This window comes from Mesorhizobium waimense, assembly GCF_003601975.1.
GTDB lineage: Bacteria > Pseudomonadota > Alphaproteobacteria > Rhizobiales > Rhizobiaceae > Mesorhizobium > Mesorhizobium waimense.
This window is the reverse complement of record NZ_QZWZ01000024.1, coordinates 38,189-60,115: the sequence shown is the minus strand read 5'-3', so window position 1 is coordinate 60,115 and position 21,927 is coordinate 38,189. Positions and strand designations below refer to the sequence as shown.

The 21,927-nt window shown below is 64.0% G+C and carries 20 protein-coding genes and 1 pseudogene; 9 read left to right on the top strand and 12 right to left on the bottom strand.

Going from position 1 to position 21,927, the window contains the following annotated elements; genetic code table 11:
- The first annotated feature begins 8 nt into the window (after window positions 1-8).
- The gene (locus tag D3227_RS25945; protein WP_120017125.1) at window positions 9-1,451 is read left to right on the top strand and encodes an MFS transporter; all 1,443 of its coding nucleotides are present in this window, start codon (window positions 9-11) and stop codon (window positions 1,449-1,451) included.
- A gap of 3 nt (window positions 1,452-1,454) precedes the next feature.
- On the opposite strand, the gene D3227_RS25940 is transcribed toward D3227_RS25945, so the two are convergent.
- From D3227_RS25940 to D3227_RS25930, 3 genes are all read right to left on the bottom strand, one after another.
- Window positions 1,455-1,952: a MaoC family dehydratase gene (locus D3227_RS25940; protein WP_120017124.1), complete on the bottom strand. Its 498-nt coding sequence runs from the start codon at window positions 1,950-1,952 to the stop codon at window positions 1,455-1,457.
- A gap of 233 nt (window positions 1,953-2,185) precedes the next feature.
- Window positions 2,186-2,611 carry a phasin family protein gene (locus D3227_RS25935; RefSeq protein WP_120017123.1) on the bottom strand — a complete coding sequence of 142 codons (426 nt, stop codon included), beginning with the start codon at window positions 2,609-2,611 and terminating at the stop codon, window positions 2,186-2,188.
- A gap of 68 nt (window positions 2,612-2,679) precedes the next feature.
- Complete coding sequence (locus D3227_RS25930) at window positions 2,680-3,984, bottom strand: DUF445 domain-containing protein (protein ID WP_120017122.1); 1,305 nt, start codon at window positions 3,982-3,984, stop codon at window positions 2,680-2,682.
- 203 nt (window positions 3,985-4,187) lie between these two features.
- Between D3227_RS25930 and rirA the strand changes: the two genes are divergently transcribed.
- Window positions 4,188-4,649, top strand: a complete 462-nt coding sequence (gene rirA, locus D3227_RS25925) for an iron-responsive transcriptional regulator RirA (protein WP_120017121.1) — start codon at window positions 4,188-4,190, stop codon at window positions 4,647-4,649.
- Window positions 4,650-4,664: 15 nt separating this feature from the next.
- Here rirA and D3227_RS25920 read toward each other — a convergent pair whose 3' ends face one another.
- Genes D3227_RS25920 through hemP form a run of 5 tightly spaced genes read right to left on the bottom strand, consistent with a single transcriptional unit; the run spans window position 4,665 to window position 8,787 of the window.
- The gene (locus D3227_RS25920) at window positions 4,665-5,453 is read right to left on the bottom strand and encodes a heme ABC transporter ATP-binding protein (RefSeq protein WP_120017120.1); all 789 of its coding nucleotides are present in this window, start codon (window positions 5,451-5,453) and stop codon (window positions 4,665-4,667) included.
- A gap of 7 nt (window positions 5,454-5,460) precedes the next feature.
- Entirely contained in the window at window positions 5,461-6,564 is a 1,104-nt protein-coding gene (locus D3227_RS25915; protein ID WP_120017119.1) for a FecCD family ABC transporter permease, read from the bottom strand.
- 10 nt (window positions 6,565-6,574) lie between these two features.
- Window positions 6,575-7,480 carry a heme/hemin ABC transporter substrate-binding protein gene (locus D3227_RS25910; protein ID WP_120017118.1) on the bottom strand — a complete coding sequence of 302 codons (906 nt, stop codon included), beginning with the start codon at window positions 7,478-7,480 and terminating at the stop codon, window positions 6,575-6,577.
- Between the two features lie 11 nt (window positions 7,481-7,491).
- On the bottom strand, window positions 7,492-8,553 hold the full coding sequence (locus D3227_RS25905) for a hemin-degrading factor (RefSeq protein WP_120017117.1): 1,062 nt from the start codon (window positions 8,551-8,553) through the stop codon (window positions 7,492-7,494).
- 27 nt (window positions 8,554-8,580) lie between these two features.
- A complete protein-coding gene (hemP, locus tag D3227_RS25900) occupies window positions 8,581-8,787 on the bottom strand; it encodes a hemin uptake protein HemP (protein ID WP_120017116.1) in 207 nt (68 codons plus the stop codon).
- A 223-nt stretch (window positions 8,788-9,010) separates the two neighbouring features.
- Between hemP and D3227_RS25895 the strand changes: the two genes are divergently transcribed.
- The 6 genes and pseudogenes from D3227_RS25895 (at window position 9,011) to D3227_RS25870 (ending at window position 14,782) form a co-directional block, all read left to right on the top strand.
- On the top strand, window positions 9,011-11,098 hold the full coding sequence (locus D3227_RS25895; protein WP_208646430.1) for a TonB-dependent receptor domain-containing protein: 2,088 nt from the start codon (window positions 9,011-9,013) through the stop codon (window positions 11,096-11,098).
- A 23-nt stretch (window positions 11,099-11,121) separates the two neighbouring features.
- Window positions 11,122-11,547: a hypothetical protein gene (locus D3227_RS25890; protein WP_425374550.1), complete on the top strand. Its 426-nt coding sequence runs from the start codon at window positions 11,122-11,124 to the stop codon at window positions 11,545-11,547.
- A gap of 42 nt (window positions 11,548-11,589) precedes the next feature.
- Entirely contained in the window at window positions 11,590-12,909 is a 1,320-nt protein-coding gene (gene tolA, locus D3227_RS25885; RefSeq protein ID WP_120017113.1) for a TonB family protein, read from the top strand.
- Between the two features lie 149 nt (window positions 12,910-13,058).
- Window positions 13,059-14,030, top strand: coding sequence for an energy transducer TonB (locus tag D3227_RS25880; protein ID WP_120017112.1), 972 nt, complete (start codon window positions 13,059-13,061; stop codon window positions 14,028-14,030).
- A gap of 66 nt (window positions 14,031-14,096) precedes the next feature.
- Window positions 14,097-14,411 (top strand): heme-degrading protein HmuQ, encoded by a 315-nt coding sequence (hmuQ, locus tag D3227_RS25875; protein ID WP_120017111.1) that lies wholly within the window; start codon window positions 14,097-14,099, stop codon window positions 14,409-14,411.
- A gap of 1 nt (window position 14,412) precedes the next feature.
- A pseudogene (locus D3227_RS25870) lies at window positions 14,413-14,782 on the top strand (bleomycin resistance protein).
- Window positions 14,783-14,803: 21 nt separating this feature from the next.
- On the opposite strand, the gene D3227_RS25865 reads toward D3227_RS25870, so the two are convergent.
- A complete protein-coding gene (locus D3227_RS25865; RefSeq protein ID WP_245451880.1) occupies window positions 14,804-15,892 on the bottom strand; it encodes a glycosyltransferase family 2 protein in 1,089 nt (362 codons plus the stop codon).
- Between the two features lie 60 nt (window positions 15,893-15,952).
- Window positions 15,953-19,564: a bifunctional proline dehydrogenase/L-glutamate gamma-semialdehyde dehydrogenase PutA gene (gene putA / locus D3227_RS25860; RefSeq protein WP_120017109.1), complete on the bottom strand. Its 3,612-nt coding sequence runs from the start codon at window positions 19,562-19,564 to the stop codon at window positions 15,953-15,955.
- 161 nt (window positions 19,565-19,725) lie between these two features.
- Between putA and D3227_RS25855 the strand changes: the two genes are divergently transcribed.
- Window positions 19,726-20,178, top strand: a complete 453-nt coding sequence (locus tag D3227_RS25855; RefSeq protein ID WP_120017155.1) for an Lrp/AsnC family transcriptional regulator — start codon at window positions 19,726-19,728, stop codon at window positions 20,176-20,178.
- Window position 20,179: 1 nt separating this feature from the next.
- Here D3227_RS25855 and D3227_RS25850 read toward each other — a convergent pair whose 3' ends face one another.
- Together D3227_RS25850 and D3227_RS25845 are read right to left on the bottom strand one after the other, a co-directional pair.
- Window positions 20,180-21,376, bottom strand: coding sequence for a cytochrome-c peroxidase (locus D3227_RS25850; RefSeq protein ID WP_120017108.1), 1,197 nt, complete (start codon window positions 21,374-21,376; stop codon window positions 20,180-20,182).
- A gap of 4 nt (window positions 21,377-21,380) precedes the next feature.
- A complete protein-coding gene (locus D3227_RS25845; protein WP_120017107.1) occupies window positions 21,381-21,824 on the bottom strand; it encodes a FixH family protein in 444 nt (147 codons plus the stop codon).
- Between the last annotated feature and the right edge of the window lie 103 nt (window positions 21,825-21,927).

The window sequence follows — 21,927 nt, the reverse complement described above, 5'->3', positions numbered from 1 at the left end:
AGATCGCCTTGGCAATCGCTGAGCAAAACGAGCGCGTAGCAGCGCCGCAACAGACCCAATCCGCTAGCTGGGCGCTGGCAAGCCTTTCGCTCGCCACGCTGCTATCGTCGCTCGGAACTAGCGTCGCCAGCGTCGGCCTGCCGTCGCTGATGCAGACGTTCGGAGCTTCGTTCCAGTCGGTGCAATGGGTTGTTCTCGCCTACCTGCTCGCCATCACCACATTGATCGTCAGCGCCGGCCGGCTGGCCGACATGTTCGGTCGCCGGCCGTTGCTGCTTGGCGGCATCGCGCTGTTCACGCTCGCCTCGGTGCTGTGCGGCATGGCGCCGACCCTTTGGCTGCTGATTGCCGCGCGGGCCATGCAGGGGCTTGGCGCAGCGCTGATGATGGCCCTAACGCTGGCCTTTGTCGCCGAAACGGTGACCAAAGCCAGGACCGGCAGCGCCATGGGCCTGCTCGGCGCCATGTCGGCGATCGGAACGACACTCGGCCCCTCGCTAGGCGGCTTGTTGATCGCCGGCTTCGGCTGGCGGGCGATTTTCCTCGTCAATGTCCCCTTGGGAGTCCTGACCTTCGCCCTGGCCTGGCGTGCCCTGCCGGCCCACGGTAAGACCGCGCAAGCCAATCGAGGCGAATTCGATGCGATAGGCACCGCCCTGCTGGCCCTGACGCTGGCCGCTTATGCGCTGGCCATGACCCTCGGCAGAGGCAATTTCGGCCCACTCAACATCGGCCTGCTGGCTGCCGCCGGCATCGGCGTCATTCTGTTCGCCCGAGCACAAACGAATGTGAAAAGCCCGTTGATCCAGCTCGCCAGCTTTCGTGACCTCGAACTGAGCACCAGCCTCACCACAAGCCTCATCGTTGCCACCGTGATGATGGCGACCCTGGTGGTTGCGCCGTTCTACCTGTCTCGTGGGCTCGGGCTGGATGCCGCAATGGTCGGCCTCGTACTGTCGACCGGGCCGCTGATCTCGACCCTGTCGGCGCTGGTGGCCGGACGCCTTGCCGATCGCTTCGGAGCCCACAGGATGATGGTTGCCGGCCTGCTCGGCCTCGCCACGGGCACTTTCCTACTGTCGCTGGCCATGACGAAACTCGGCATTGCCAGCTATGTCGTTCCGATCACCGTCACATGCATCGGCTACGCACTGTTCCAGACGTCCAACAATGCAGCCGTCATGGCGGGTGTGGATACTGGCGAGCGCGGCGTCGTTTCCGGCCTGCTCAACCTGTCGCGCAGTCTCGGCTTGATCACCGGTGCATCTTTGATGGGCGCCATCTTCGCCGCAGCGTCGGCTGGCGGCACGGACCAGGCGATGTTGGGCTCTGCGGCAGCTGCCCGGGGCATGCAGGTCACCTTCCAGGTGGCCACCGTGCTTGCGTTGGTCGCGCTCGGTCTCGCGGTGTTTTCCTGGCGCATTGGCGCCAAACGCAAGACCGGGGCGTAGGAATCAGGCACCTGCCCGCTTGCGGCGCTCGTAGAGCATGACCAGCGTCTCGGCGGTCAAGGCCGGCTTCTGCTCGCCTTCGATCTCGACCGTGTTGGCGGCCTTCATCAGATATTGGCCCGGCCCTTTGTCCTCCATCGACAGCAGCGTGGTGCGCAGCCTGATGCGCGCGCCGACCCGGACCGGCGCCAGGAAGCGCACCTTATCGAAGCCGTAATTGAAGGCAGCCTGCGTGTTTTCGGGCACGATGCCCATGCCGAGCGCCAGCGCGCCGATGATCGACAGCGTCAGATAGCCATGCGCGATCGTGGTGCGGAACGGGCTTTGCCGTTTCGCTCTTTCAGGGTCGACATGGATCCACTGATGATCGCCTGTGCATTCGGCGAACTGGTCGATGCGGTGCTGGTCGACCGTCGTCCACTCCGATACGCCAAGCTCCTGCCCGGCCATCGTCCTCAGCTGCTCGAAGGTCGGCGGCGTCCTCGACCCTGTTTCCGTCATTCCTGCATTCCCGATCGCTCTGCCCGTCTCCCGACCACGAACCGGCAGCCTCTGTCAATTCGCACTGCGCGATTCCACGGCACCGGGCAAATGTTTGCAACGCCGGGTGGCGGCCCATCCACACTAGCATGGAAGACGACGCGGCCTGCCGCGTCACCCGAAGGTGGCAGGCTGCGAGCGCTACTCTCGGCTGCACCACGAGCCAGGCCGATTGGAGCAGTTCCGGAAACCCGTCACTTCTCGTAGCCGGAGCGGATTTCCGCCATCGCTTCCTTGATGCGCTCGCGCAGGATCTCGACGGATTCGGTGCCGGATTTCCGGACCAGCTCGGACACCTCGCCGGCATTCTTGAGCGCGGTTTCGAAGGATTTCCGCGCGAACTCCGCCTGCTTTGCCATCAGCTCTTGCGGATTGCCCGGCGCCCGGTAGTTCTGCGCCATGTCGGCGACTTCGCGCAGCGTGTCCTGCAGCATTTCGCGCTGCCTGGAGAACAGCGAGGTCGCTCCGGCAGCGCCGGCTCTCGCCGACTTCTCCAGCGCTTCGAGATTCTTGCGATGGTGGCTGAGGATCGCCTCGACATCGACAGTCGGCACCTTCAGGTCACGGCCGAATCTGCTGAACATGTCCAGGAACGAGTCGGAGTCCGGTTGTTTTGCCATAGTCGTTTGCTCCCCAGTCTGCCGCGAATACTAACCCTCATGGAAGAATAGAGCATGACGCGCTCGCGTCAATTGACGAGGAACAATCGCTCCGCCGTATAAAGCGTTATGCCGGCAAGTCCGCCGATGACCATGCCGTTGAAGCGGATGTATTGCAGGTCCCGGCCGATGTTCATTTCGATCAACCGGGTGAGCTGGGCAAGGTCCCAACGCCTGACCTGGTCGGCGATGAATTTCGACACGCCGCTCTTCTGGTTTTCGACGAAGGACGACAGCGCCACGACGAACCCCTGGTTCATATCGGCCCTGATCTGCGCATCGCTGGCCAAATGGCGGCCGACCTCGACGAACATGGCCGCGAGATGGGCGCGGATCATCGAATTCGGCGCCTTGGCGTCTTGCTCGATGAACAGGGTGAGGCTCTCCCACATGTCGCCGGCCAGTGCCTTCACCTCCGGCCGGGCCAGGAAATTGCGCTTCAGCTGCTCGGCACGCCTGGCATATTGCTTGGACGTCCTCAGCCGCTCGATGAAGGTCCGCGCGAAACGGTCGAATTCGGCGCGCATCGGATGATCGGGATCGGCCCGCACCTCGTCGAGCAGCGAGCCGGCGGACGCGACGATCTTCTTCAAAAGATAGGCGTCGGCGCGAAACAGGTTGAACAGCGACGGCAGTTCCTCGCGGATCTTCTCGCGCATGGTTGCCAGCGCCTCCTCGTCGTTGAGGAAGCGGCCGATCACCCTGGTGAATTCGTCGAACAGTTTCTGGTGGCGGCGGTCGTCGGTCAGCGCCGACAGCAACTCGGCCGCCAGCGGCGCCAGCGGCACCTTGTCGATCTGCTCCAGCATGCGGCTGGTGACGAAACCGCGCAGGCCGGATTGCTCAACCGCCGTGAGCGTCTGCGGCACCAGCCTGGCGACGAAGCGCGACAGGCCGGCCGCGCGCTCGGAATCAGCCAGCCAATCGGCCACCAGCGCGGAAAAATCCACTTCGGCCAGTTTTTCGCGCACCGGCTCAGGCGCCAGGAAATTGACCTCGATGAAGCGGCCAAGATTGTCGGCGATGCGGTTCTGGTTCTCCGGGATGATGGCGGTATGCGGGATCGGCAGGCCGAGCGGCCGCTTGAACAGCGCCACCACCGCGTACCAGTCGGCCAGCCCGCCGATGGTCGCCGCCTCGGCGAAGGCGGCGACAAATCCAAGCCATGGATGGGTGCTCTCGAGCGACTTGGCCAGGGCAAAGACGAGGACGCAGAGCACGAGCGCCGCGGTAGCCGCGAACTTGGTGCGCCTGAGCGCTGACAGCTTCGCTTCGGCATCGATGTCGATGCGAATGGGGGCAACCGTCGCAAGAACCTGGACTGGTGGTGACATGGTCGAGCCGCTCCTGATCGGTGTTGCGATCTTATTTGGGATCGGTCCCGGCCAAATGCCCGCGACACGCCATCCGGGTCACAAATCCGCGCGGTCATGCAGATAAAGTTGACGAGGTCATTCATCTATTATGCGCCGCCAGTCTGGAATTGTTCCAAGGTATAGGCCATATTCAGCTCAAGCTACTGCTTCGTGAGGATAAAATGCGGCTTACGCGCCAGACCAATTACGCCATGCGCATCCTGATGTATTGCGCCGCCAACAACGATCGGCTGAGCCGCATCCCCGAGATCGCAGCCGCCTATTCCGTGTCGGAGCTTTTCCTGTTCAAGATCCTGCAGCCGCTGGTCGAGAATGGCCTGGTCGAGACGGTGCGCGGCAGGAATGGCGGCGTCAGGCTTGGCCGCGCCGCCGAACAGATCAGCCTGTTCGACGTCGTGCGGGTGACGGAAGAGAGCTTCGCCATGGCCGAGTGCTTCGAGAACGACGCGGCCGAATGCCCGCTGGTCGACAGCTGCGCGCTGAATTCGGCGTTGCGCGAGGCGCTCAACGCCTTCTTTGCCGTGCTATCGCGCTATACGATCGCCGACCTGGTGGCGGCGCGTCCGAACGTGCGCCAGCTGCTCGGCATCGACATGCTGGTAAAGCGGGCGCCTGCCGCCTGATCCTCTGGCCTGTCGCTAAGCGGCCGATTGCGGCAGCACGAACGGTACGTTGCCGGCCGGCAGCACGCCGACCCTCAGCCGGCAATCGAAGACCTTCTCTATCAGCTCGTCACTGAGCACATCCTGCGGCGCGCCGGCGGCGGCGAGCCGCCCGCGATGCATGACATGGATGCGGTCGGCATACATGGCCGTCAGGTTGAGGTCGTGCAGAATGGCGATCACGCTGCCGCCGCGCCTGGCGAAGTCGCGGGCGATGTTCATGATGATCAGCTGGTGCTTGATGTCGAGACTGGAAACCGGCTCGTCGAGGAACAGATAGCGTGGCTTGCCGTCCAGCACCGGCGCCCAGACCTGGCACAACACGCGCGCAAGCTGGACGCGTTGCTGCTCGCCGCCCGAAAGCTCCTGATAAAAACGCCCGGCAAAACCTTCGAGGTCGACACGCGCCAGCGCCCGTTCAGGCAAACGCGCATCCTCGCCTGGCAAGACGCCTGAGCGGCCGCCGACAAGGCCAAGCTTGACCACCTCCCGCACCGTGAACGGGAAGGACAGCGTCGTCGCCTGCGGCAGCACCGCTCGCTGCGTCGCGGCCTCGACCGGCCTCATCGCCGACATGTCGCGGCCGTTGAGGGCGACGCGCCCCGTATAGGCAAGCTCTCCCGACAGCGCCCTAAGGAAGGTCGTCTTGCCGGATCCGTTGGGGCCGACAATAGCGGCCACTTCACCTGGCCGCGCATCGAAATCGACACCGGTAACGATAGGTTTGCCCGCAATCGCCACCGAAACATCCCTTGCCTCGATCATCCAGGCCTCACAGGTCGATGACGCCGCGCTTGCGCAGCAGGATCCAGAGGAAGAACGGCGCGCCGGCAACCGCGGTGACGATGCCGATCGGCAATTCCGCGGGCGCCACGATGGTGCGCGCGACAGCGTCGGCCAGCAGCAGCAGCGACGCGCCGAGCAGCGCCGAGGCCGGCAGCAGGTAACGATTGTCGGGGCCGATCAGCAGGCGCAACAGATGCGGCACGACGATGCCGACGAAACCGATGCCGCCGCTGACCGCGACGGATGCGCCGACCGCTGCCGAGACACCGACGATCGCCGTGTATTTCAGCCGCTGGACCGGAATGCCGAGATGGCCGGCGGTCGCTTCGCCGAGCGCCAGCGCATTGAGGCCACGCGCCAGGAACGGCATCGCCGCCAGCGCCAGCACGATGACCGGCCCGACCGAGCCGATCTTCTGCCAGGTGGCACCGGCGAGCGAACCGAGCTGCCAGAAGGTCAGGTCGCGCAGCTGCCGGTCGTCGGCCATGAAGATCAGGATGCCGGTCAGCGCCATGGCAAGCGCCGCCAGCGCGATGCCGGCAAGCAGCATGGTGGCCACAGAGGTTCGGCCTTGCCGTGTTGCAACCTGATAAAGCAGCAAGGTCGTCGCCAAACCGCCGCAAAAGGCTGCCAGCGGCAAGGCGAGCGTGCCGAATGCCAGCGTGAGCGGCGCCAGCACCGTCGCGCCAAGCACGATGACGGCCACCGCACCGAGGCTCGACCCCGCCGAGACGCCGATCAGGCCGGGGTCGGCCAGCGGATTGCGGAACAGCCCCTGCATCACCGCGCCCGACACGGCGAGTGCTGCCCCGATCAGCACGCCCAGGATGACGCGCGGCAGACGGATGTCATAGACGATGAGACGATCGCGGGCGCTCAGCGCCGGGTCGCCCGGCACCGCGCCGAACAGCCAGTCGCTGATGACGCCGATGGGCGACGCGTCGGAAGCGCCTGATGTCAGCGACAACAGCACGGCAACGACAAGACCGAGGCATAGCAGAAGGATCACGAAGCGGGCGCGTCGTGAACGGTCTCCGTCTGTTGCAGCCGCCATCGTTCCCGCCGCAGCGACGATTGAATGATCGACCATGATGACCCGCTCAGTCCGTGACCTGGCCGCCGTAGAGCGAGACGGCAAGGTCGTGGATGGCGTTGGCCGTGCGCGGCCCGAAACCGAGCAGATAGCCGCCGTCCATGCGGATCAGCTTGCGCGCGGCACCGGCCGGCGTTGACGAAATGGCCGGATTGGCGAACAGTTCTTCGTCTGGCGTGGCACGCCCGGCATTGTTCATCATCAGGATCACATCCGGCTTCGCGGTGATAACAGCCTCGTCGGACATTTGCTTGTAGCCCGAAAAGCCGTCGATCGCGTTGACCCCGCCGGCGAGCTTGATGATGCCGTCGGCGGCGGTGTCGGTACCTGATGCCAGGATCTTGCCGCCTTGCATTGACAGCACGAACAGGATGCGCTTGCGGTCCTTGATCGAAGCGGTCTGCTTTTCCGCTGCCTTCAGCCTGGCATCGGTCTCGACCGCCAGTTCGGCGGCCTTGGCATCGGCGCCGATCGCCTTGCCGACGATACGGATCTTTTCGAGGATGCCCTCATGGTCATAGCGATCTGGCACCTCGATAAAGGGGACGCTCGATTTTTTCAGCACGTCGAGGGCTTCCTTTGGGCCGCTGCCGTGCAGCGCCAGGATGCCCGACGGATTGACCGACAGTACGCCTTCCGGCGACAACTGGCGCATATAGCCGACGTCAGGCAGCCGGAGTGCGGCCTCCGGATAGCGGCTGGTCGAATCGCGGGCGACCAAATGGCTCTGCTCGCCGAGCGCATAGACGATCTCGGTGATGGATCCGCCGATTGCCGCGATCTTCGATGCATCGGCAAAGACGCCAGTACTTTCGGTGGCACGAGCCGACGGCGGAGCCATGACCGGCGTCAGACCGATCACCGGTCCGAGCGCCAGCCTGAGCAAACCCGAGAGGCTGGGAAATAAAGCCATTGTCGTCGTCCTCAGGCTGCGGTCGGGCTTGGAATGCGTGGCAGGTTCTCGGCCAGGAACCGCCAGTCGTCGCGTTCGCCCTCGCCTTCATGGCGCTTGCCAAAGAACTGGATGATCATCCTGCCATCGGCTCCATAGACCTCGAGCGAGGTGACATGGCCGTCCTTGGTCGGTTTGCGCACGGCCCAGACCTCGTGGATGTGGTCGGTTCGCAGATGCAGATGGAAGGTCTCGTCAAGCACGTTGATCCACGGGCCCATCGGCTTGATCGACCTGACCGGGCCGGAATGGATCTGGATGCAGCCGCGATTGCCAACAAAGCACATGATCGGCATTTCACCGGCGGCGGCGTGGTGGAACATGGCGCCGACGGCGTCATTGTCGACCAGCCAGGCATAGTCATGGCCGACCATGCGCACCGCCTGGCGGCGGCTGAGCTTGAGCGTCTTCAGCATGCCGAAGAACTGGTGCACATCGGTCAGCCTGCTCCAACGGTCGCGCAGATCATCGACGCTTGCCACGGCACCCTGAACCTCGTTCTCCTCCTCGGCGCCGCTTGCCGAGACCGCCACGGTCGGTTCCTGGTTCGACGATTCCAGCCCCGCCACCAGCTTCTGATAGGCGTAGAGGTTGGATGCGGGCCGCAGATGCACCTTGTGCACGGCCTCGCCTGTCGCGTCGAAGAACTGCAGACTGCGACGGATGTCGCCGCCGTCGCGCTTTTCGACGGCAAAGCCATGTGCCCAGATTTTCGGGAAGATGCGCAAGTCGATGTTCTCGCCCAACACCATGGCGTTGTGGTTGCCGGTGACGACCTTGTCGTAGATGCCAATCTTCTCGTGCACCGCGCTTTCGTTGCGGGTCAGCGCCATCACCTCGCCAACGGCTTCGAGGCCGGTCAGAAGATCGTTGACGCGCGGCTCGACGCGAACGACGCCATCGCCGCAATGCGCCGCGACGAGCTCGGCCTCGGAAATGCCGAGCTGGGCGGCGAGATCGCGCTCGCGCGTTTTGGGATTGTCTTCCCGCGCCCGCCGGATTTCATGCGGCGACGGTTTCACGCGCTGATCCATGTCCTAGCCCCTTACTTTTCCTGAAACCTACTTGTTGAGGATCAGCTTGCCCTGGCGGGTGATCTTCAGCCGGTAGCGCGCGCCGTGATGTTCGATGCCGATCTCGTGCTCGCCCTGGAACAGCGTGTTGCTGGACAACGTCCTCACCACCAACGGAACCCGGTCATAGCGGACGGAACTGTCGTCGGAACGGCGGAGGCGATAGCGAAAGTCACTGGGATTGTGCGTGTTCATCTGTTCGGTCCCTTTCCTGTGCCGGCCACATGGCCGGGCGCCTGCGTAGAATGCCGATTCATTTCTTGACTCGAATAATCATGTTTACTAGTCAGTGCAATACCGGACTAAATGAGTCAACATTTAAGATGCCGGACACGATGAAAAGTGCTAGCGAGCGCCACGCCAGCCAGCATTGAACCTGGAATTTGGAGTTGGGGTGATGGGGCCGGTGGCAAAGAATATGGCTGCTCTGCTGAGCGGAGCGGCGGTGACGGTATTTTTTGGGATGCATGGCGCAAAAGCCCAGGGAACGCAGACGAACGAAGCGGAAAAGAAGGGGCGCGTGACGCTGCTGCAGAGGCTCGTACTGGGTGCAGGCGCCGAAAAGATCGCCATCGACACCCCGCAGGCGGTGACGGTTCTCAATCAGGAGGATATCGATCGTGAGCAGGCCGAAACGACCGGCGGGCTGTTCAAATCCGTACCGGGCGTAACCATGGTCGGCAGCGAACGTGTCTTTGGCGAAGCCTTCAATATTCGCGGCATCGGCTCCACCGAGAACTCGGCCGACGGCTCCCGCATCATCGTCAATGTCGATGGCGCGCAGAAATTCTACGAGCAGTACCGGATGGGCTCCTTCTTCTCGGATCCCGAACTCTACAAGAAGGTCGAAGTGCTGCGCGGACCCGCCTCTTCGACGCTTTATGGCTCGGGCGCGCTCGGCGGCGTCATCAATTTCGTCACCAAGGACGCTTCCGACTTCCTCAAGGAAGGCAAGGACAACGCGCTGCGGCTGAAGAGCTCCTATGAGACCAACGGCAATGGGCTGCTGGGTTCAGCCATCTACGCCCGCCGCCTCAACGACAATATGGAGTTCCTCGCGACGGGCAATTATCGCACCTCCGACGAGATCACGCTGGGCAACGACACAAAGCTTGTCGGCTCCGATTTCAAGGCCTGGTCGGGGCTTGTGAAGGGAACGGCACGATTTGGCGACAACAGCGAGCAGACCGTTCGGCTTTCCTACCAGCGCTGGGACAGCGATGCCGACGACCAGGCCTACGCCCAGACCGGCACGCAGGCGGTGTTCGGCACAGTCGATCGCCATGTCATCGACAGCACCGCGATCCTAAGCTACGAGAACCCGGTCAGCGACAATCCCTGGCTCGACGTCAAGGCAAGCATCTCCTATTCCGACACGGCCGTGGAACAGCGCAACGGCACGCTGGGCGGCTTCTCGAACATCATCAATGCGGACTACGGCTACCGCACCTGGCAAGCCAACCTACAGAACACGTCCGAGTTCACCGGCGAATCCTACCAGAATTTCCTGACCTATGGCCTGCAGGCCAGCCATCAGGATCGCGTCGGCGTTAGTCAGCTCGTCACCGGCACCGGTGACGCCATCAACACCCATCCGGAAGGCACCGACAACAAGCTCGGCGCGTTCGTGCAGAACGAATATGTCTGGAACGAAAGACTGACGCTGATCGCCGGCATGCGCGGCGATTTCGTCTGGCGCCAGCCCGGCGAAGCCGCCGAGTCGCTTGGCAACGCGGTCGACGTCAACGATCAGGCGTGGTCGCCGAAGATCGCGGCGCTCTACAAGTTGAACGACAATTTCGGCGTGTTCGGCTCCATTGCCCATACAGAACGGCTGCCGACGCTTGACGAACTCTATACGTGGTCAAAGGGCATCAGCCTCGACCTGAAAAAGGAAAAATCCAACAACTATGAGGCGGGTTTCACCATCTCCGGCAACGATATCCTCCAGGAAGGCGATGCCCTGAGCTTGAAAACCACAGGCTTCTACAACGACCTCAAAGACCTCATCCAGACGACCGCAACAGGTGCCACCAGCTACTTCTACAATGTAGGGAAGGCACGAATCTACGGCGTCGAGGTAGAGGGTGCCTATGATTCGGACTACGTCTTCGCCAACCTTGCCTATACGGGCGTGAAGGGCGAGAACTTGGTTCCGGGCTCGACCTACGGCAACCCGCTCACGACCATCCCCTCCCATAAGATCGTGTTTTCATTGGGCGGACGCTTGCCGGATCGCGACCTGGAGTTCGGCGGCCGCGTGACCCACGCATTCGAGACTCCAAACAGCATTCAGGGCACGGTCGCTTTGCCGAAGACGGCGGATGCCTGGACCACTGTGGACGTCTTCACCTCGTGGAAGCCGCAATCCGGCCAGTTCGAGGGCTGGCAGGCGCAGTTCAGCATCAACAACATCTTCAACGCCTACTACCGCGACGCATTGGCGCTCGACTACGCCAAGGGCCGAACCTTCAAGCTGACATTGGCAAAACAACTGGACTGGTGAGAATGATGAAAATCACGGCGGCTATGACGCACATCCTAAGCGCGGCGACTGTCGTCGCCGCCGTGGTCGGCCCAGCGCATGCCGAGGGCACCGCGCCGGGCCAGGGGCTCTCCCTCGAGCTCAACGGCGCGCAACCCTCCGACAAGGGTTGCCGGCTGACATTCGTGGTTGCCAACAATCTCGGCGCCGACCTTTCCAAGGCGGCGTTCGAGATCGCATTGTTCAACGATGCGGGCGTGGTCGACCGGCTGACCGTCCTTGATTTCAAGGACCTGCCGGCCGGCAAGACCAAGGTGACGCGTTTCGATCTCGCCGGCACCGATTGTGCCAAGCTCGGCCGCGTGCTGATCAATAGCGCGACGGAGTGCGTGGGCGCCGGCGTCGAGCCGGCCACATGCCTGCGCAGCCTGAAGACCGCGACCAAGACCGGCATCGCCTTCGGCCTGTGAGGGTGCGACGTGGGGCTGGAGCCGGTATTCTCCCAAAGCACCATGGCCTGGCCCCTGGCCGGGCCTTTTGTATTGCCGCAGGAGCCGGACGATCCCGATTTCACCATTCCGCACGGCTCGCTGCAGTCTTCGCTCCGCGACACGCCGGAGAAAAACTATATCGCCGATACCAGCGGTGAGCTGACCTCGACACCGGCCGAGCCGCTGGGCGTCACGCGGACACGGCAGCCAAGGCACAAATGGAAAGCCGCTGTGGTTTTCTCCTGCATCCTTCACGCGGCGGCGGCAATGTCTCTCCTTGCCACAGGCGATGAGCCCGTTCTGATCGAGGGCGCCGACCAGTCCGGCATCATGCTGCTCGGCAACGCGCCGGAGGACCAGTCGGCGGCCGGCGACATGACGCAAGCCCCGCCGGAGGCGACCAAGGTGACGCTGGTCACCATGCTCGATCCAAAGCCAGTGCAGACTGTGGAAGCGCAACCGATCGCGGCGACGGAAACGACCCAGCCGGTCGAAGCCACCGAAGCAGAGACGCCGGGCACGGCGACGCTGGAGCCTCTGCGGGAGGCACCGGATCGGCCCGCTTCCATACCCGACCGAGTCGATCCTGTCCCCGACGAGCCGGCGACGGCCGCGATCGTCAATCCCTTGCCCGAGATCCTGGCGGTCGATCAGCTGCAGCCGGTCGAAGACGACAACACCGTTCAGAAGCCCGCGGAGCAATCGACAAGCGAAGCAGCCGAGGCAGCTCCCGAGAAAACGCCACCCGTCGAAACCTCCGAAAAGGTCCAGACCGAGGCGGAGCCGCGACCGGCCTCTGCGGAAAAGAAGCCCCAGACTGCGAAACCCAGGAAAGCCGAGCCTGCGAAAAAGCCGACCAAGAAGGCGCAGAAGGCTGAAGCACAAAAGAAACAGGCTAGCGCGCAGAAGGAAGTGGAAAAGGCAACCGCCAAGCAGGCCAGCTCCGGCTCCGGCGGCCAGAATGAGGCCGACGCCAGGCGCGGCGTCGCCGAGGGTGAGGCCGACGGCAAGACTACAAGCAAAAGCCAGGGCGGAAAATCCGGCGTTGGCAATGCGTCCGTATCCAACTATCCGGGCAAGGTGGCCGCCAAACTGCGGCGTGCGTTGCGCGGCATTCCGCGTTCCGCGCGGGCGAAGGCGCGCAACGATGTGCAGGTGACCTTCGTCGTCAGCGCGAGTGGCGGGGTCGTCGGCATCCGCGTCGCACGCAGTTCCGGCTCACCTGAACTCGATGCGGCGGCGCTCGCGGTCATACGCCGCGCAGCCCCCTTCCCCCCCATCCCGGCGGATGCCGGCCGATCGAGCTGGGCGTTTACCTTGCCGCTCGGCATTGCGCGCTGATCCGGATGCTATGCGCGCCAGGACTGGAACCCGCCCTCGCCCGAAATACTGTTGCCTGGCTACTGCCCCGCTTCTTTACCCAGCTACGTGCGGCAATTGATCTTGATTTGACAATACCACCTCGCTCGCGGCAGTTCTCGCCGCGAGACATGCAGGAAATCAGCCCCCTCCCCAACGCCGGCAGCGAGCTGGCGATCCCGCCGGCCGAGCCGATTGCACCCGCGCGGCCATCACCCTGGAACCGCAAATGGACGGTGGCGATCATCGCCTCCTGCCTGCTCCATGCCGCTGCTGCGGCGGTATTTCTGATCACACCCGCCGGGACATTCGATTCCAGGGATGCAATACAGGCCGAAGGCGCCGATCAATCAGGCGCTGACGTGGTCGGCAGCGCCCTGGATGGCAAGGCACCCGACGTGATGGACGTTACCTTGGTGCCCGACCCGCGACCAGCCAAGCCTGAGGCCGTTCAACCCACGCCGCCAAAAGACACGCCTCAACCAGCAAAGGAGGCGGCGGCGCCTAAGCCGCCACTGGAAGCCGCCAAACAACCAACGGATGCTCCGGAAATACTGACGGCCGCCACCCCGCGCCAGGACGACCAGAATGTCGTTGCAAGCAGCGAACCGCCGGCATCGCCTGCGATCCAGACGCAAAGCACCGAGGCGCCGCCAGCTGATATCGGGCAGCCACCGGTCCCGAGCGCGAGGCCAAGCGCAACAGCCGGGCTTGGAGGAACAAGCAAAACAAACGATTCGCGCGGCGCGGCAGATGGCAAGGAACGCGACCAGGCAGTGATTTCCAGCAAGGGCAAAAAGCAGGCCGCGGCCGGCAATGCGATGGAATCCCGTTACAGCGGTGAAATTCAGAAGAAGCTTGCCCGCGCCAATCGTCGCGTTTCGAAATCCGTGCAAGCGAAGGCTCGCAACAATGCCAGGGTCGTTTTTGTCGTCATGGCCGACGGCAGCATCAGCGACTTGCAGCTTGCCGAGAGTTCAGGTTCCGCCGAGCTTGATCAATTCGCTTTGACATTGGTGCGTCAGCAAGCCCCGTTCCCTCCCATTCCACCCGAAACTGGCAAGTCAAGTTGGGTGTTCAAGGCGCGGATCGGTCCGTTTTAAGAGCCTCGGCCTCGCCGTTTCAGACCTCCATCAAACAGCACAATTCGCAATCCCGAAAGGAACCCAATGTACATCGCCATGAACCGCTTCAAGGTCCAGAACGGCTCGGAAACCGCCTTCGAGGACGTCTGGAAGAACCGCGACTCCAGCCTTTCGGATATGCAAGGTTTCAGGGAATTCCATCTGCTGCGCGGCCCGGTCAACGAAGCGGAAGGCTACACGCTCTTTGCCTCGCACACGGTGTGGGCAAGCCATGAGGATTTCGTCGCCTGGACCAAGTCCGAGAATTTCCGCGCCGCGCACCGCAATACCGGCACATCGAAGGTGCATTATCTCGGCCATCCGCAATTCGAGGGCTTTTCCGTCGTCGAGGGCGCCTGAGTTGGGAACGCCTGCTGAGGATCCCGCGCGCAGTATTCCTGTCCTGCCCTCGCCCGACATCGCGGCAACGCGCGATTTCTATAGCGACGAGCTCGGTTTCGGCATCTCGGGCCGGAGATGGACAAATATCTGATCGTTCGCCGCGGCGAAATCGAGATCCATTTCTGGAGGAGCGACGACCGCAAACTGCCTGAAGTTTCGTCCTGCTACATCAGGGGTGGCGAGGTGCCGGCGTTGCATGCCGAATTTTCGGCGCGCCGGGTCGAGAAGCTCAGCCCGTTCAAGTGCGGCTATGGAACATGAAGGAGTTCTACGTCCGGGACCCGCACGGCAATTTGCTGAAATTCGGCTGCGCGCCCGAGGAGATCTGAAGCTTCGCCGGGCAACCCGTGTCAGCGTGGCGCCTCACCGAACAGCTGCCGCACTCTCCGCGCGAAGCGCTTGCGCAGCTGTCGCCAGCGGTTCTTGCGACCGAGAAACGGCATCAGCCGGGGATCGGCGGCCAGAGTTCCGAACCGCCTGACGTGCTGCGCCATGAACCCGGGCACGAAATCCCTGCCGTTGATGGCGCGCAGCCGCTCCGCATGGGCCAGCACATAGTCGAGGACATCCGCGCCCATCGTCGCGTCGTGGGCAAGATAGGGCGGCGATTGCTGCACATGGCCACCGGCATAGGCAGCGCCGGCCGACGCGTTGCCGCCATGCAGGCGATAGAGGCCGAGGCTCTCGGACAGGATCAGGCTGCCAGCGGCCAGATGCGCGCATGTCGCGGCAAAATAGTCGGTCCCTGTCTTCACCCGAAACGGGAACGCCAGAACTGGTTCCAGCGCACCGCGCCGGAAAACCATCGACGAGGTCGGCGCCCACATCCAGCCATAGGCGCCGGGTCCGAAATAGGTCACCGGATGGTCCGATTGATGGGCAAGCTCGCCAGCCATCGCGCCAAGCTGCCTGAAGGCTGGAATGCCGATCCCGGCCGCCTCCGGTTCCGGTCGCGGCTTGCGCAGCATGACATAGGTGCTCGCGAGCAAGGTCCGCTCGCTGTCGATGAAGAAAACATCGGAGCTGGATAGCGATGCCGATCGCGTCGCGTTCAGATGCGCAGACAGATGCGCAAGCAAGAAATTCGGCAGCCAGATGTCGTCGGCATCGAGGAATGCAACGAAAGGCGCGTCGGTCGCCGCAAAGCCATCGCGAAATCCCGCGATCTGCCCGCCATTCTCCGAGCGCGCGAGCAGCCGCAGGCGCGAGTCGCCAATCGTCTGGAGGAGTTCGCGGACATGTTCGGCCGAGCCGTCGGTCGAGGCATCGTCAACGATGACGCAATCCCAGTTCCGGTAGGTCTGCGCCAACACCGAGCGGATCGCCTGTTCGACGTATAGGCGGTAATTGTAGCAGGTGATGACCACCGCCACGCGCGGCAGCTCAAACGGAGGGGACGTGTCTTCCATCTGATCGGCCTCGCCCGCTCGAATTGCCACCCATGTTCATCCGGCAGCTTTTCCTTTGCAACTGGATGCAGGTGAGCGAAGTACGAAAACCTAGGCGGCCGCCAGCAGGCTGGCATTGCCGCCCGCTGCCGTGGTGTCGACGCAGACGGCACGCTCATGTGCATAAGCCGCGGGGTTGAGCACCTCGCTGATCAAAGGCACGATCGGGCCGCTGCGCGCTGCGATGACCTTGCGCACGATACGCGCGGCCTCGGGCGTGCCGGAGAAGGCGACGACGTCGACGCGCAGCGAGCGGGCTTCGACGGGGTCCGGCCGGCCGTCGATGGCGGCAAGCGGCAACCCTTTGCCGGTCAGCGCCGACAGTGCCGCCGGTGCGCCGGGCGCGACCGCCAGCACCGCGTTGCCGGCGGCCAGTGCCTGGATCGCCTGCGCCAGCAGCGTATCGTGATCGGGACCGAGGCACAGCACCCGGCCGCGCGGAGCCAGCGACAGCGTGTTGGCTTCGCCGGTCGGCCCGGACAGGTCGACCTGGCCGAAATCGATGCTGGCGGCAGCCCCGATGGCCGCAGCACCCTTGCCGCGCAGATGCTTGCGCAGGATGGCGACGCGGTCGGGCCGCGTCGACCAGCCGCCTAGCGTCGGATCGGGCAGATTGTCGGCAAGTTCGGTCGCCGTCACCTTGTTTCCGTCCTCGAGGTGCGTGCCAGCCTCCGGCCCCTTGCGGAAGCGCCTCAGATAGTGCGGACCGCCGGCCTTTGGCCCAGTGCCCGAAAGCCCCTCGCCACCGAAGGGCTGCGAGCCGACCACGGCGCCGATCTGGTTGCGGTTGACATAGATGTTGCCGGCATGGATGCCGTCGACGAAATGCTGGGCGCGGCCCTCGATGCGAGTATGCAGGCCGAAGGTCAAGCCATAGCCCTTGCGGTTGATGGCGGCGATAACGGCGTCGATCTCATCGGCGTCGAACGTGGCGACATGCAGCACCGGGCCGAACACCTCGCGCTCCATCTCCTCGATGCCCTTGACCCGGAACACATGCGGCGCAACGAAGCGGCCGTCATTCGGCGCTTCGAGCTTGGCGATCAGCCGGCCCTGCAGGCCCATCTTCGTGCAATAGTCGCGGATCGAGGCCTGCGCCTCGTCGTCGATGACCGGGCCGACATCCGTCGAAATCTGCCACGGATTGCCGAGGTTGAGCGCCTCCATGGCGCCCTTCAGCATCTCCAGCATCTTCTTCTCGACGTCCTTCTGCACATAGAGCACACGCAGAGCCGAACAGCGTTGGCCGGCGCTCTGGAAGGCCGAGGCCAGGATGTCGCGCACCGCCTGTTCGGGAAGCGCCGTGGAATCGACGATCATCGCATTCAGCCCGCCGGTCTCGGCAATCAGCATGGCGTCGGGCGCTGCGGTCTCGGCCAGTTGCTTCTCGATCAGCTTGGCGACCTCAGTCGAGCCGGTGAAGCAGACGCCGGCAATGCGCGGATCGGCGGTCAGCGGTCCGCCGACCGACGGGCCATCGCCCGGCAGAAGCTGGATGACGTCTTCCGGCACGCCGGCCTGACGCAGCATTTCGACGGCGCGGAAGGCGATTAGCGGCGTCTGCTCGGCCGGCTTGGCGATGACCGAATTGCCGGTGACCAGTGCAGCCGCGATCTGGCCGGTGAAGATAGCGAGCGGGAAATTCCACGGCGAAATGCAGACGATGGCACCGCGCGCCTGCGTGCCCGCCTCGGCATTGACCGCCTCGGCAGCGTAATAGCGCAGGAAGTCGACCGCCTCGCGCACTTCGGCAACGCCATCGGCGAGCGACTTGCCGGCCTCGCGGGTGGCCAGCGCGAAGAACTCGACGGCATTGGCTTCATAGAGGTCGGCGGCGCGGTTGAGGATCGCGGCGCGCTCGGCGGCGGGACGTTTCGCCCATGCCGGCTGCGCCTCCACCGCGATGCGCACGGCGGTCGCGACCTGCTTGGCGTCCGCTTCGTGGACCGAACCCACTACTTCGTCCGGCTTCGCGGGATTGGTGACCGGGCGCTGCTTGCCGTAGCCCGCGGCGCGGGTGATCGGCTTGGCGTGCCAGCGGTCCGACCCGGCAAATTCCGCCTTCGCCTTTTCGATCGCGGCCAGCGTCACCGTATCGGTGATATCAAATCCCCTGGAGTTGCGGCGTCCACCGCCGAAGATGGCAAAGGGCCGGGCGATTGCCGGATTGGCGGCCGGACCCTGCCTCTCCACCGTTTCGAGTGGATCGCGGGCGATATCCTCGGGCTCGACTTCCTCGTCGGTGAGCTGATGGACGAAGGAAGAGTTGGCGCCGTTTTCCAGCAGCCGGCGGACCAGATAGGCCAGCAGATCGGAATGGGCGCCGACCGGCGCATAGATCCGGCAGCGCGTGCCCTCGGCCTGGCGCACCGTCTCGTGCAGCGCCTCGCCCATGCCGTGCAGGCGCTGGAACTCGAAGGCATCGCGGTTCGTCGCCATCGACAGTATGGCGGCCACCGTATGGGCATTGTGGGTGGCGAACTGCGGATAGATGCGGTCGGTCATCGACAGCAGCTTCTTCGCGCAGGCCATGTAGGAAACGTCTGTGTTGGCCTTGCGGGTGAAGACGGGATAGCCGTCGAGCCCGAGCGTCTGCGCCCGCTTGATCTCGGTGTCCCAATAGGCGCCCTTGACCAGCCGCACCATGATGGTTCGGTCGTATTTCCTGGCCAAAGCATAGAGCCAATCGATGACGAAGGCCGCGCGTGGTCCATAGGCCTGGACGACGACGCCAAAGCCGTTCCAGCCGGCGAGCTCCGGCTCGGCCAGCACGCGCTCGATGACGTCGAGCGACAGGTCGAGGCGATCGGCCTCCTCGGCGTCGATGTTGAGGCCCATGCGCGAATGGCGCGCGGCGAGTGCCAGCGACAACAGCCGCTCGGCCATGACCGGCAGCATCTTTTCCTTCTGCGCCACCTCATAGCGCGGATGCAGCGCCGACAGCTTGACCGAGATGCCATGGTTCTGGCGAATGTCCGGCCCGTTGGACCCGGAGTCGAGCGAAGAAATCGCGTCTGCATAGGCCTTGTGATAGCGCAGCGCGTCTGCCTCGGTGCGGGCCGCCTCGCCCAGCATGTCGAAGGAATAGAGATAGCCTTTCTGCGTCATCGGCCGGCCGCGCTTGACCGCCTCGGCGATGCTGCGGCCGAGCACGAATTGTTCGCCCATTTCGCGCATGGCCGCGGCGACCGCCTTGCGGATAACCGGCTCGCCAAGCCTGCGCACCATCGAACGCAGCGTGCCTTCGATGCCGCCCTCGCCTTCATCGAGCACGCGTCCGGTCAGCATCAGCGCCCAGGTCGAGGCGTTGACGAAGATCGAGCTCGAGCCGCCCGAATGCGCCGACCAGTCGTGCGGCGCGATCTTGTCGGCGATCAGGTCGTCCATCGTCTCCGTGTCGGGCACCCGCAGCAGCGCCTCGGCCAGGCACATCAGCGCCACGCCTTCCTTAGTCGACAGACCGTAGGCGGAGAGAAAGACTTCCATCAGCCTGGGATCGGACGAACCGCGCACCGCCCGCACCAGATCGGCGGCACGGGCCGAGATCGCATTGCGGTCCTTCGTAGACAGTTCTGTCGCCTCGGACAGGCGCTTCACCGCCTGATCTTCGTCTGGCAGATAGTTGGCACGGATCTGCTGGCGGATGGCATCGAGCGCTGGCATGGCGGTCCTGTGAACAGCAAGAGGGAGCGGGCCGGCGGTCACCGGACCGAATGGCGCAAGCTAGCACAATTGAGGATTTCGGTCGGTCCAAAGAAATCGACAAGGCAGGCCAACTGATCTATCGTTTGTGCCATTCGCTCGCCAATTCGACCAAGAAGCCAATGACAGTAGACCAATTGGACCGCATCGACCGGAATATCCTTTCGGCCCTGGCGCGCGACGGGCGGCTTTCCATGTCGGAACTGGCCGGCAAGGTCGGCCTTTCGAAGACACCGGTGCAGGCCCGCGTCAAGCGACTGGAGAAGGACGGCTTTATCAGGGGCTATCAGGCGATCATCGACCGCGAGCGCATGGGCGAAGGCCACGTCGCCTTCGTCCAGGTGAAATTGTCGGACACGCGTTCGGCTGCCCTCGACGCCTTCAACCGCGCCGTCCAGGCGGTGCCGGAGATCGAGCAGTGCCACATGATGGCATCGAGCTTCGACTATCTGCTGAAAGTCCGCACCACTGACATCGCCGCCTATCGGCGCGTGCTCGGGGAGCGCATCTCTGCGCTCCCCCACGTCGCCCAGACCTCGACCTTCGTGGCGATGGAGACGGTCAAGGACCGCTAACTCACTCCGCCAGCGTCTTCAAGAACGCCACCAGTGCAGCGCGCTCGCGGTCCGACAGTTGCAGTGGGTGGACCTCGGACACGCCTTCGACGCTTACCGGCGCCTTCGAATAATGCGCCACCACCTCGTCGAGCGACGAGAATTGCCCGGCATGCATATAGGGCGGTCGCGTCGCTGCACCCCGCAGAGACGGCGTCTTGTAGGCGCGGATCAGTTCCGGCCCTGTCTTGACCATGAAGCGCAGCTCACGACAGGCGCTGTCGTCGCCGTCGCGGAAGGCGCCGAAACAGTTGAACGGATCCACCGCGACCTGAGTGATCGCATCGACGCGGCCGCGGTCCTGCGGCAGGTCGGCAACCGGCGGCACACCGGTGTTGTGAAAACTGTTGTCGGTGAAGCGCGGACCGTTGTGGCAGGTCACGCAATTGGCCTTGCTGATGAACAGCTTCAGCCCGAGGATTTCCTCCGGCGAAAGCGCGTCGTCGACTTGCGGCCTGGCGCCCGACGCCAGATCGATGGCAAAACGGTCGAAGCGTGTCTGTGGCGGCTCGATCGACCGCTCGAAGGCGGCGATCGCCTTGCCGATATTGGCGAAGACGCGATTGACGTCCTCGGCCTGGCTGGCGGGCATCGCCTCCCACGCAGCCTTCTCGGCATCGGTGCCGAGCGGGCTGGCATTGGCCGGCACGGTCGAAAGGTCGGGCAGCGGTCCGAAGATGCGCTCGTAGCGCTCGCCGAAACGTCCCTTGATATAGTGCGCGAAAGCGGCGCGGTTGCCGGCCTGCTCGAGCGGGTTTTCAAGCGGCGTCAGCGCCTGCGCCCACAGGCTGTCGCGCCGCCCGTCCCAGAAGAACCATGGATCGCGCGCGACACCGGCCAGCGGCATGGTGCGCCGGTTGGTGCGGCCGACGCCGACCGCTTGCGGCAGGTCGTCCTGGAACTGGCGGTCGATCTTGTGGCAGGTCGAGCATGAGACCGTCCCGTCACGGCTCATGCCCTGGTCGAAGAACAGCGTCGAGCCCAGTGCGGCGGCAGCCGGTATGTCGGCGAAGCGGTTGGTGGTGTCGGGCTTCAGCGCCGGCAACGTGTTCAACGCCAGCGAAGCGATGGTTTTCTCCTCGGCATCGCTGAACTGCGGCTTGCCGCAGCCGGCAATCATGGCCATCACCACCAGAAGACACAAAAGACCGCGCTTCATCTAGTCACAGCACTAAATTGAAGACGACCGTATCGGAGCCGGCCGCCGCGGAAATGGCAAAGCGCAATTGCCACCATCCGCTCATGGTGAATTTCAGTCCGTCGATGCGGTAGCGCCCTTCGCCCAGATAGTCGGTCGCCTGCGGGCTGGTCGGCAGACCGTGATTGTGCAGCGGCATGCCACCGGAAACCGTGATTGCCGCCCCTTCCACCGGCACACCCTTGACCGTCTTCAGCGTCAGCAGCCAGGATTGCAGTTCGCCCTGTCTGATGACGCCGCGTTCCGGCTGGAAACTGGCGACGAATAGCCGGTTCGCGGTCGTCTTCGAGCGCGACGTGTCGGCACCCGGCGCCGTTTGCGGGGCGGTCAGGTAGACGATCGCCAGTATGCCGACCAGTAAGGCGGCCAGACCGAGGCCCGCGAGAAGATAACGCCATAGGGATGCCAAACCGGTTCCTTTTCCAAGACAACGTTGCAGCGGGCGGATCGCGTCCCACGGGAAAACGCTTCTGGCGCAAAAATCGGCCTGCGCCAAGCATGGCGCTACCGGA